Genomic DNA, 9,557 nt, shown 5'->3' on the forward strand with positions numbered 1-9,557 from the left:
CCAACGTGAATTTATTCGGTGAGAGAGGTTTCTTCACGTGAAGTTCCCAGGAACGAGGCTGCTGGCGCGCGTAGCGCTAGCCCTCCTGGCGGTGGCCGCACTAGCGGCCGCGGTAACCGGTTGTTCGGCCGTCGATAATGCGACCAAGTCCGATGTGGCCAAGACCAAGGTCGGTGACTGCATCAACATCACCGACAATTCGATGACCGCCACCAAGGGCGAGCCGATCGATTGCTCCTCGCCGAAGGCCGTCTACAAGGTTTTCCAGACCTCCGACAACAAGACCGAGTGCCCGTCGAACGAATACACCAGCTACACCGAGGAACTGGTGAGCGGTGGCACCGCGTTCATGTGCCTGGCCCCGAACTTCAAACAGGGCAGCTGCTACAACGACGTCGGCACATCGCCGTACAAATGGGTGGATTGCACCTCGAAGGACGCCACTTTCAAGGTGGTGCAGCGCATCGACGGTCAGACCGACGAACTGCTTTGCGAGAACGCCGAGGAATTCATTACGGTCCCGGACCCGAAGACCCTGTTCTGCATAGCCAAGCCCTGACCGATTACTCCAGCAGGGCGACCGATGCGATCCGGTGCAGCGTGAAATGCCGGACCGCGCCGGTCACCGGATCCAGCGCGTCGAGTTGGCCGTTGCCAACCTTCAACGGTTCCACCACGCGCTGGGATGCGACGCCGGAGGCGTCGACATAACCGATATTCACCGACCGCCGCACCCTGGCCGCCAGCTGCAGCAGCGCCAGGGTCGCGGCGGTGCTGGTACGGGTGCCGTCGGTACGCACGGCCTGACCCGAGCGGGCGCTCGCCGCGCGATCTCCGGCCCGTAGCTCCGCGACCAGCAATTCCAATTGTTCGGTGCTCGGCGGCGTCGGCCGGTACGGCTGGCGCGCATGGGGGCGCACCGAGATCCGCGTGCCGCGCGGGCGCAGATCAACGATCGTGCCCGCCGAATCCTCGCCCGCGGGTGCGAATCCCGCCGCACGCAGTTGCTCCAGCACTTCACCGAGCGGAGCCTGCGCAATGGCCACGGTCGGCGCGATGGCCCGCAATGCGAGCGCGCCGGCGACCGGCGCGGCGAGCACCTGGGCCAGCAATGCCGGGTCGTCGCTGCGCAGGAAGGACTGCGCCATACCCGCCCGCAATTGGCCGTGCCGCCGGGCCACATCATCGATCAGGTAGGTCAGCGCCTGCGGGACCGGCGTGCGCGAACGGGTATCGAACAGGGCGTGCAGTTCCGCGGCGGTCATGCCCGCGTCGAGCGCGCGCCGCACCGAGGTCTCGCCGATCCGGTAAACGGTGGCCGCACCCGCGGATTCGACATCGGCCACCAGCGCGACCCGCCGCTGTAGGTCGGCGGTCAGCGGCCCCGGCGCGATCACCGTCAGATCCGCCTGCACGAGGACGTGATCCACCGGTTCGGGCAGTGCCTCCTCCATCGCGGCCTCGGCATCGGACGCACTGGTGGCCGCGCCGTGCAGCAGCGCACGGGCGGCGGAACCGAGGGCGCCGCGCCCGATGAAACCCAGTTCGGCCGCCTCGCGCAGTGTGTGCCGCACCGCCTCCAGCCGAAAATGCCTGCGTCGGCGCGGTTGCCGCCAGGCCAGGATGCGGCCGATATCGGCGGGTTCGACCGCGGAGCCGGAAGGGTACTCCGCGAGCAGGCTCAACATGGTCCGCCGGTCCCGCGGCGCATGCGGATTGCGCAATTCGATGGAGAGCGCGGCCAGTGGTTTGTCATTGGCGTCGCGCATACCGATCATCCACGGCATCCGGTCCAGCTCCAGCCAGACCAGCGCGAGCACCACCCAGCGCCGGGCGGGCGGCGATTCCAGCCAGGCATCGGCGGCCGGAGTCGGCGCCCAGTAGTCGTCGGTGGAGTCGAAATCCGGCGGCGGATCCGGCAGCCCCTTCTCGATCAGTTTGGCCGCCGCGAGCAGTTCGACCAGCAGACCGGCCCGCGGCTCCTCCACGCCGATCTGCTTGGCGATACGACGCAATTCCCGCACCCCGAGCCCGCCGGCGCGCAGCGCGGGTGCGGGGGCCTGACCGAGTGCCTCCAGAATGCCCGCGCAGTGCCGCAGCAGCTCGCCGACCTCGCCCGCCGCGACCGCGTTCACCTCCGCCGGAGTTTGTTTACCCGGCTCGGGTTTGGGGGGTGTGAGCGCATGGGGATGGGTTACCGGTTCGCGGCGCAGCACCTGGCCGACGGTCACCGGTAGTTCCACGGTCTCGTCATCGATCCCATGCAGCAGCCCGCGGGTCAGCAGTTGCTGGACGGGGCGCTCCGCCGGGGTGCCGGGTGCGGCGTCGCGGGTACGCCCGCGCGGGCCGGTGGTAGCCAGCTTCTCCAGCAGCGTGCGCTCGGCGGGGGCGAGTTCGGCGAGGGCCGCGACGACCTCCGGCTCGGTCAGCGCGTCCGGGATCTCGGTGGTGCTGCCGATCGGCCAGGGCAGCGCCTCGGCCGCGGCGGGCACCAAGTGCAGATTGTCGCCGTCGATCCAGACCAGGGCGCGGGCGGTCAACCGCTCCAGGGCCGCGTCGAGCGCGACCTTTGTGACGCGGCCCTTCAGCTGGGCCTGCAGGGCTTTGCGGGAGAGCGGGACGGTGTCACGCGAGGGGCCGTGCACCGCAAGTATTTCCACGATGGCGAACTCGAGGGTGTCGAGATCGTCGGTGGCACGCAGCACCGAGGCGCGCTGCTCGGCGCGGGCCGCCAGCACCGTCATCGAGGAGGGCAGCGGCACGGCGAGATCCGGCCGGAGCTGGAGCAGCGCCACGAGTTGGGCGTCGGTCCGGGCGCCGAGCCATCCGGCCATGGAATCGGTTGCGGGCTTCCCCGCCCCTCCACGCCTCGTGCGGGTCGTGGGTGCCTCGACCTCTGGGTCGCGGTCCGGCGGCTGAATGCTCGTCCTGGTTTCGGGCGTGCCCGACGAGTTACCCATGGGCTCCTGAGATCAGTCGTTACCTGACAATCCGATGATTCAGCCTAATCGAAGTAGCCCGCCCGCCGCCGCGCGAAGACGGTTGCCGACCGCGGTCGTGAAGTTCCGGGGTGCGGGGAGGTTGCCCCGGTCGCCTCGCATGCCAGAATGGCAGCGTGGTGAATAAATCCAAGAAACCGTATGTCGACAATGGCTGGCCGAAGCTGGCCGATGGTGACCACGCCGTCACCGAACTCTCCTCGGCTCGCTCCGGTGGTCTCTCCCCGTACGGCGAGGACACCGAGTTCCCGGTCCCGGCCGATCAGCTGCCCTACATGCACCCGCACACGGTGATCAACCGCTGATCTCAGGGCCACCAAGCCCGTAGGTACGAACAAGGCCCCCGCATCCTCGTTTGATGCGGGGGCCTTGTTCGTGAAAAGACTTACTGGGGCAACAGGCCCTTGTTCGCCTCGTAGAAGTTCACGACATTCGGGTCCAGCGTGGTCCCGTTCGCCTTGGCGGCGTTGAAGAAATCGAGGGCCTGCTGCGGGATCTGCACACCCTGCTGCTGCACCACCGCGATGGCGCGGTCCACGGCCTGGAAGATCTCCTGGCTGGAATCGGCGGCCTGGGCCTGCGGCGCGGAGGGCGCGGGGTTCCAGCGCGGCGTCTCGGTGGCGGGGGCGGAGCGCGGGGTGGGCTTGCTGCTCAGGCCGAGGGAGGCCGAGCACGAGGGCCAGGCGCCCCAGCCCTGGGAGGCCAGGACCTTCTCGGCGACCGCGATCTGCTGCTCGCGGGAGGCCTGGTTGGCGGTGGCCGCGTACTCCTTGCCGCCGTGGGAGTTCCAGGTGCTGGGCGAGAACTGCAGGCCGCCCTGGAAACCGTTGCCGGTGTTGATGCCCCAGTTGCCGCCTGCCTCGCACTGTGCGAGGCGATCCCAGTCGGAGTCGGGCGCCGCGCTGGCGTTTCCGGCAAGGGCCACGCCCGCCGTGCCGATGATGGCGCCGGTAACGGCGACCTTGGCTACGGTGCGACCGGTGGAAGTCGGCTTGCGATGGCGTCCACTCATATCGGGTGTCTTCCTCTCGTCCGCACCTGCGAGAATCTCGCTCGGGCTCGGACTGAGAGGTCGTCCGTCCCGCCCTCACCCCTGTTTCCGTCGGGGTCCGGTACCCGCGGGGCGAGGTTCGGTGCGGCGGGCCGGTGGTGCCGGTTCTCCCGGCTGGAATAGACCGTACGACGATCGCCGCGAAAAATCACTATTTGGTAACCGGCGCGTGTACGGAGGTCTCGATGCGGTCTCGGTGCTCGCGAAAGTGCTTCTGCGCAGCTAGATGCGGTCCGATCGGTCCAGTGGAGCGTCACTGGACTTCCGTGACCGGCTCGTAATGTGATGAGGATCACACCTCTGGTTCGGTAACGGTTAGCCGGGGTAACCGGTTCGGGGTCACCGGGAGCGGCGGCCGGACCACAATGCGTAGAAGACGCCGAAGATGAAGCCGAGCGGCGTCAACAGTGCGGTCAGATACAGCCAGAGCGCCGGATCGGAGTCGCTGAGAATCGGTGTCAGGAATATCGCCACGATGGCCAGCAATCCGATCCCGAACAGCGTGAGTGCGAGGTACAGGAACCAATCACCGGCGCGTCGCGGCGACTCGCTCGACGGCGGTGGTGCGGATGGGTTCGTCACCCCACGACCGTAAAACTGATGTGCTTCGGTTATAGCCACCGGGGTAGACTCGGTGAACAATCGCGTCCTGCAGGCTTGTGGGGCGCGTTCTTTTCGCAAACTGACAGGCCTTTTCGCGGCGGTACCCGTCGGAAGAGTTCTGAGCAGACGGATCTGCTCGGGCCAATCGGGCCCGAGTTTCGATGATGAACGGGTGAGCGCAGTGCCGACCGGCAGGGTTAAGTGGTACGACGTCGAAAAGGGCTTCGGCTTCCTTTCCCAAGATGAGGGGGAGGACGTCTATGTCCGTTCGTCCGCGCTGCCCGATGGCATCGAAGGCCTCAAGCCGGGGCAGCGCGTGGAGTTCGGCATGGCCGCCGGCCGTCGCGGGCCGCAGGCGCTGAGCCTGAAGCTACTCGAGGCCCCGCCGTCGGTGCGCGCCGGTCAGGAGCGCGAGCGGGGTGGCCGCAAGGAATCGACCCAGCCGCGCAAGACGCCGGACGAACTGCACGGTCTCGTCGAGGACATGATCACGCTGCTGGAGACGAAGGTGCAGCCGGATCTGCGCCGGGGCAAGTACCCGGATCGTAAGACCGCGCAACGCATCTCGGAGGTCGTCCGCGCCGTCGCGCGCGAACTCGATCACTAGAGATCGTCCGGAACCCGAAAATCCCCTACTCGGCTCGGCCGGGTAGGGGATTTTTCGGTGGTGCGGGGATTCAGACGGTGCTGATCGACCAGGCCGCATGCGGAACGTAGAACTCGCGGCCGGTTTCGTCGCGGGCCAGGATCGGCAGCTGCAATTCGACGCCGATCAGGCGTAGCTCCGGAATCGGACGCGAGTCGATGGTGAGTGCCATGGCGCCCTCGGGGTAATCGTTGCGGCTGATGACCTGAGCCACCTTCTCGCCGGTCGGCGTCACAAATATGAGCTGGGCCAGCCATGGTGCGTCGGCGACCTTGCGCGGTAGCGACAGTTGCAGCGGATAACCGGGCGGCACTTCGAGATTCACAGTGTGGCCCTGCTTGCACTCCGTAGCGTCCGGATCACAGGGCAGGCCCGCGAAGACGGTGCCCTCCGCATCCTCGGGTCGCTCGGGCAGCACTTTGCAGTCCTGCATGGTGACCGCGCAGTAGGCGAACGGTTGCACGTCGACCGTCGTACCGTGTGCGTACGCGGTGAGCTCCGGCGCGTGCTCCGGCGCGTTGCGGACCGTTACCACCAGCACACCGACCATGGCGACGACGACAACCAGCAGGCCTGCCGCGACCAGCGCGAGAATCGTGCGGGCATTCGGCTTGGTCACGACCCCGCCTCGCTGCCGTTCGACTCCGTCGCGGCCGACGGCGCCGGGCCGGCGGTTCGCTCGTTGCGCTCACTCACAGATGGGATCTCCCGTTCCTCGTTGAATCCGTTTGGTGTCCGATCGATGTGGCCTCGGCTCGGGCGCGTCGTGATGGGCCGCGGGCACTTCCTGCTCCGCATGCAGCGGACGGTGACCACCGAGGCCGGGTAGCAGCGAATGGCCACGGTAGCTGACGAAGGTCTGCACCAACCCGAGCATCAGGATCCCGGTGACGACCGCGAAACCCTTCCAGTACTCGGTCGGCAGCAGCACACCCGCCGCGCCGCCCACAACCCAGCTGAGCTGCAATACGGTCTCCGAGCGGCCGAATCCGGAGGCGATCGACTCCGGCGGCAGATCGTCCTGGATCGAGGCGTCCAGCGACACCTTCGCCAGTGCGCTCGCGCCCGCCGCCACCAGGGTGGCGATGGCCGCGCCGAGCAGATTGTCGGTGAAGACCGCGAACAGCGCGACCAGCGTGCATGCCGCGGTGCAGCCGAGCACGATCAGCGACGGCCTGCCGAGCTTCAGCCGGGCGCCGGTCGCGTTACCGGTGAAATTGCCGACCGCCGCGGCGACGCCGACCACGCCGAGCATGGCCGCCTGCTGCCAGCCGGCCTCGCCGGTCGCCTTGGCCACGAATGCCACGTAGAAGGTGAGGAATCCGGTCAGCACCCGGATGGCGCTGTTGCCCCACAGCCCGGTGACGACGGCGCGTCCCAGCGGCTGCCTGCGCCGACGCGGCGGCACCGCGGACTGTTCACCCTCGTGCAACACCTCGGTGGACGAATCGTCGCCGTGGTAGCTGAGCGTCGCGGGCACCTCACCCTCGGTGACCTCGACCCAGCGCGGAATGCGCAGGCTCAGATACGCGCCGCCGACGGCGATCAGCGTGGCGAGGATCAGCGCGCCGGTCGATCCCGCCACCGAAGCGGCCAGCGCGGCCAGCGCGCCCGCGCCGATGGTTCCGCCGACCAGACCGAATACGGTCAGCCGAGAGTTGGTGCGTACCAGGTCGATATCGGGTGGCAGCACGCGTGGTGTGACCGCGCTCTTGAGCACCGAGAACGACTTGCTGCCGATCATCATGCACAGCGCGAGCGGATACAGCGCCCAAGTATCGATCTGGAAGATCAGCACCACCGCGACCACCGCGCGCATCGCGTACGAACTTGCCAGCGCCAGTCGGCGACCGCGTTGCAGGCGGTCCAGCAGCGGCCCGATCACCGGGGCGATCACCGCGAACGGAGCGATCGTGATCAGCAGATACAGCGCAACCTTGGACTTGCTCTCGGCGGTCGCACTGGCGAAGAACAGGGTGTTGGCGAGGGCCACCGCGATTGCGGCGTCGAGGGCGAAGTTCGCCATCGTCGCGTAGGTCAGCGCGGTGAGACCGGATTTATCGGCGCCGTCGGCCTTGGCGGCACGCTGAAAGGTCGCGAAGCCCTTCTCGGTCAGTTCACGACCCCGCATCGCGGCGACCCGGGTGACCGTCAGCTTGCGCGGTACCCGCTGTGCGCCGGGGCCCGCCTCGGTCGGCGGGTCGACCTCGAGACGCCGGGTCGGCTCGGGCGGCGAGGGCTCCACGGGCGGGTGGTGCCGCGGCGGCTCCGGCTTTCCGGGGAAGATGTGCCGCGGTTCCTGTGGCCCGCGGCGACCGGCCGGTGGCGGGGCATTGCGATTCGGGTCCAGCGGCGGCAGCGGCCTGCGCCGCGCCGACGGGTTGGGCGGCGGATACCGGTCGAAGCCCGGGTGCCGCTCGATCGGGGGCGACTCCTCGCCGTCCCACGGACCACGAGCGGGACCGGAGGGATCGCGGGGAGTAGTCACACCCTCAATTCTGGACTATCGGTGCGACGTGGTCTTCAGGCCGTGTGGAGGAGTGTCGCGCGTGAGGTCAGGCTGTGACGAACCGCACCTCGAACACGGTCGGCCAATACTTGCCGGTGATGAGGAAGCGGTCGGTGCCCGGCAGTTGCGCGATGCCGTTGAGGACGTCGGCGCCCGCGCGCTGGGCCGGAGTGAGCAGGCCGCCCGCGTCGATGACGGCGAGCACCGCGCCGGATTCCGGGTCGATGCGCAGGATCCGATCGGTCGGGTAGTCGTTGGCGTAGACCGAACCGTCCCCGGCGCAATCGAGTTCGTTGAGGTGGGCGCCGCGACCATTGCGCAGGGTCACGGTGCCGGTGCGGGCGAAGGTGGCCGGATCACGGAAGGTCAGCGTATCGCTGCCGTCGCTCATCACCAGCCGGCCCGCGCGGCTGCACAGGCCCCAGCCCTCGCCCTCGTAGCCCGCCTGCTTGCGGACCTCCAGGGTGACCGGGTCGCGGCCGAACGCGACACGGTGCTGCCAGGTGAGCTGCCACAGGGTGTCACCGGCCAGGGTCAGGCCCTCGCCGAAATACGGGGCGGGCACCTCGACACGCGCGAGCTCGGCGCCGGTCTCGAGATCGGTGGCGCGCACAGTCGACTCGCCCGACATGCCGGTGCCTTCGTACAGCACCCCGCCGTCGATCTCGAGGCCCTGGGTAAACGCCGTCGCATCGTGTGGGCGGGTGCCGATAACCTCGATTCGCAGCTGCGTGGGCTCTTCGTCGGCGCCGCCGCAGCCGGTCGCGGCGAGCAGGCATATCAGTACTGAGACGGCCAACGAACGCCGATTGCGTTCCATACGGCAAAATGTAGGCCGTGAGCGCAGTTTCTGTTTCGGAGCCCGGCGTCCGGCCGATTCTGGCCGATGCCGTGGACGTGGCCCGCCGTGCGCTCCTGGAGTTGGAACCAGCGGCGGTCGGCGCGCACCTCGGGGTGAGCGCCGAGGACGAGAACGCGGCAACGCACCGCTTCGAGGCCACCCTGCCCGGCTATCGCGGCTGGCAGTGGGCGGTTGTGGTGGCGGCCCCACCCGGCGCGGAGTACGCGACGGTCAGCGAGTCGGCGCTGCTGCCGGGCCCTGATGCCCTGGTCGCGCCCGACTTCGTGCCGTGGGATCAGCGGGTCCGCCCCGGCGATCTGGCGCCCGGCGACCTGCTCGCTCCGCCCCCCGGCGATCCACGGCTCGTGCCCGGCTATGTCGCCTCCGGCGATCCGGCGGTCGATGAAGTGGCCCTCGAGATCGGTCTCGGCCGCACCAAGGTGCTGTCCAGAGAAGGTCGCGAGGAAGCCGCCGAGCGCTGGTACGCCGAATTCGGTCCCGACACCGACATGGCGAAGGCAGCCCCCTCGACCTGCGGCCGCTGCGGCTTCTACCTGCCCCTCGCGGGTGCCCTGCGCGCCGCCTTCGGCGTCTGCGGCAACGCTATGGGCGCGGACGGCCACGTCGTCCACATCGAATACGGCTGCGGCGCCCACTCCGACGTGGAACCCCCCACCGGCGGCGGCTCCCCCCTCTACGAGGCCTACGACGACGCCGCCTACGACGTGATCCCCCCCGAAGCCCTCCGCAAGCAGGCGCCCGAAGCCGCGGCTGCCGAGGGTGACGTCGCGGGTGAGACGGCGGTCGTGCCGGAGGCCGTGGATGCGGTTGCCGAGGCTGGCGCTGTGGCCGCTGCCGATGAGACGGTGGTCCTGCCGGAGGCCGTGGATGCGGTTGCCGAGGCAGGT

At 68.7% G+C, this 9,557-nt stretch carries 10 protein-coding genes; 4 read left to right on the forward strand and 6 right to left on the reverse strand.

Annotation, left to right across the window (positions count from 1 at the left end):
* Positions 1–37 precede the first annotated feature (37 nt).
* Positions 38–559 (forward strand): hypothetical protein, encoded by a 522-nt coding sequence (locus AB0H61_RS20195; protein ID WP_357306612.1) that lies wholly within the window; start codon positions 38–40, stop codon positions 557–559.
* Between the two features lie 4 nt (positions 560–563).
* On the opposite strand, the gene AB0H61_RS20200 is transcribed toward AB0H61_RS20195, so the two are convergent.
* The gene (locus tag AB0H61_RS20200; protein ID WP_357306898.1) at positions 564–2,834 is read right to left on the reverse strand and encodes a helicase-associated domain-containing protein; all 2,271 of its coding nucleotides are present in this window, start codon (positions 2,832–2,834) and stop codon (positions 564–566) included.
* A 281-nt stretch (positions 2,835–3,115) separates the two neighbouring features.
* Between AB0H61_RS20200 and AB0H61_RS20205 the strand changes: the two genes are divergently transcribed.
* Positions 3,116–3,304 carry a hypothetical protein gene (locus AB0H61_RS20205; RefSeq protein ID WP_357306614.1) on the forward strand — a complete coding sequence of 63 codons (189 nt, stop codon included), beginning with the start codon at positions 3,116–3,118 and terminating at the stop codon, positions 3,302–3,304.
* Between the two features lie 80 nt (positions 3,305–3,384).
* Here AB0H61_RS20205 and AB0H61_RS20210 read toward each other — a convergent pair whose 3' ends face one another.
* On the reverse strand, positions 3,385–4,011 hold the full coding sequence (locus AB0H61_RS20210; RefSeq protein ID WP_357306617.1) for a transglycosylase family protein: 627 nt from the start codon (positions 4,009–4,011) through the stop codon (positions 3,385–3,387).
* A 378-nt stretch (positions 4,012–4,389) separates the two neighbouring features.
* Positions 4,390–4,632, reverse strand: coding sequence for a hypothetical protein (locus tag AB0H61_RS20215; RefSeq protein WP_357306620.1), 243 nt, complete (start codon positions 4,630–4,632; stop codon positions 4,390–4,392).
* A gap of 202 nt (positions 4,633–4,834) precedes the next feature.
* Between AB0H61_RS20215 and AB0H61_RS20220 the strand changes: the two genes are divergently transcribed.
* Positions 4,835–5,260 (forward strand): cold-shock protein, encoded by a 426-nt coding sequence (locus AB0H61_RS20220; protein WP_357306900.1) that lies wholly within the window; start codon positions 4,835–4,837, stop codon positions 5,258–5,260.
* 70 nt (positions 5,261–5,330) lie between these two features.
* On the opposite strand, the gene AB0H61_RS20225 is transcribed toward AB0H61_RS20220, so the two are convergent.
* From AB0H61_RS20225 to AB0H61_RS20235, 3 genes are all read right to left on the reverse strand, one after another.
* The gene (locus tag AB0H61_RS20225) at positions 5,331–5,918 is read right to left on the reverse strand and encodes a DUF2771 domain-containing protein (RefSeq protein WP_357306622.1); all 588 of its coding nucleotides are present in this window, start codon (positions 5,916–5,918) and stop codon (positions 5,331–5,333) included.
* A 69-nt stretch (positions 5,919–5,987) separates the two neighbouring features.
* Positions 5,988–7,787 carry an MFS transporter gene (locus tag AB0H61_RS20230; protein ID WP_357306624.1) on the reverse strand — a complete coding sequence of 600 codons (1,800 nt, stop codon included), beginning with the start codon at positions 7,785–7,787 and terminating at the stop codon, positions 5,988–5,990.
* Positions 7,788–7,854: 67 nt separating this feature from the next.
* Positions 7,855–8,628, reverse strand: a complete 774-nt coding sequence (locus AB0H61_RS20235) for a glutaminyl-peptide cyclotransferase (RefSeq protein WP_357306627.1) — start codon at positions 8,626–8,628, stop codon at positions 7,855–7,857.
* Between the two features lie 17 nt (positions 8,629–8,645).
* Here AB0H61_RS20235 and AB0H61_RS20240 point away from each other — a divergent pair.
* A partial coding sequence (locus AB0H61_RS20240) for a DUF3027 domain-containing protein (protein ID WP_357306631.1) occupies positions 8,646–9,557 on the forward strand: 912 nt, incomplete at its 3' end.

The organism is Nocardia sp. NPDC050710, assembly GCF_040654375.1.
In the GTDB taxonomy this organism is placed as follows: Bacteria; Actinomycetota; Actinomycetes; order Mycobacteriales; family Mycobacteriaceae; genus Nocardia.

What these genes read in the sequence shown, in the direction of transcription:
- AB0H61_RS20210 (WP_357306617.1), bottom strand. Translation starts at nt 4,011, where the DNA reads ATGAGTGGACGCCATCGCAAGCCGACTTCCACCGGTCGCACCGTAGCC.
- AB0H61_RS20235 (WP_357306627.1), bottom strand. Translation starts at nt 8,628, where the DNA reads ATGGAACGCAATCGGCGTTCGTTGGCCGTCTCAGTACTGATATGCCTG.
- AB0H61_RS20200 (WP_357306898.1), bottom strand. Translation starts at nt 2,834, where the DNA reads ATGGCCGGATGGCTCGGCGCCCGGACCGACGCCCAACTCGTGGCGCTG.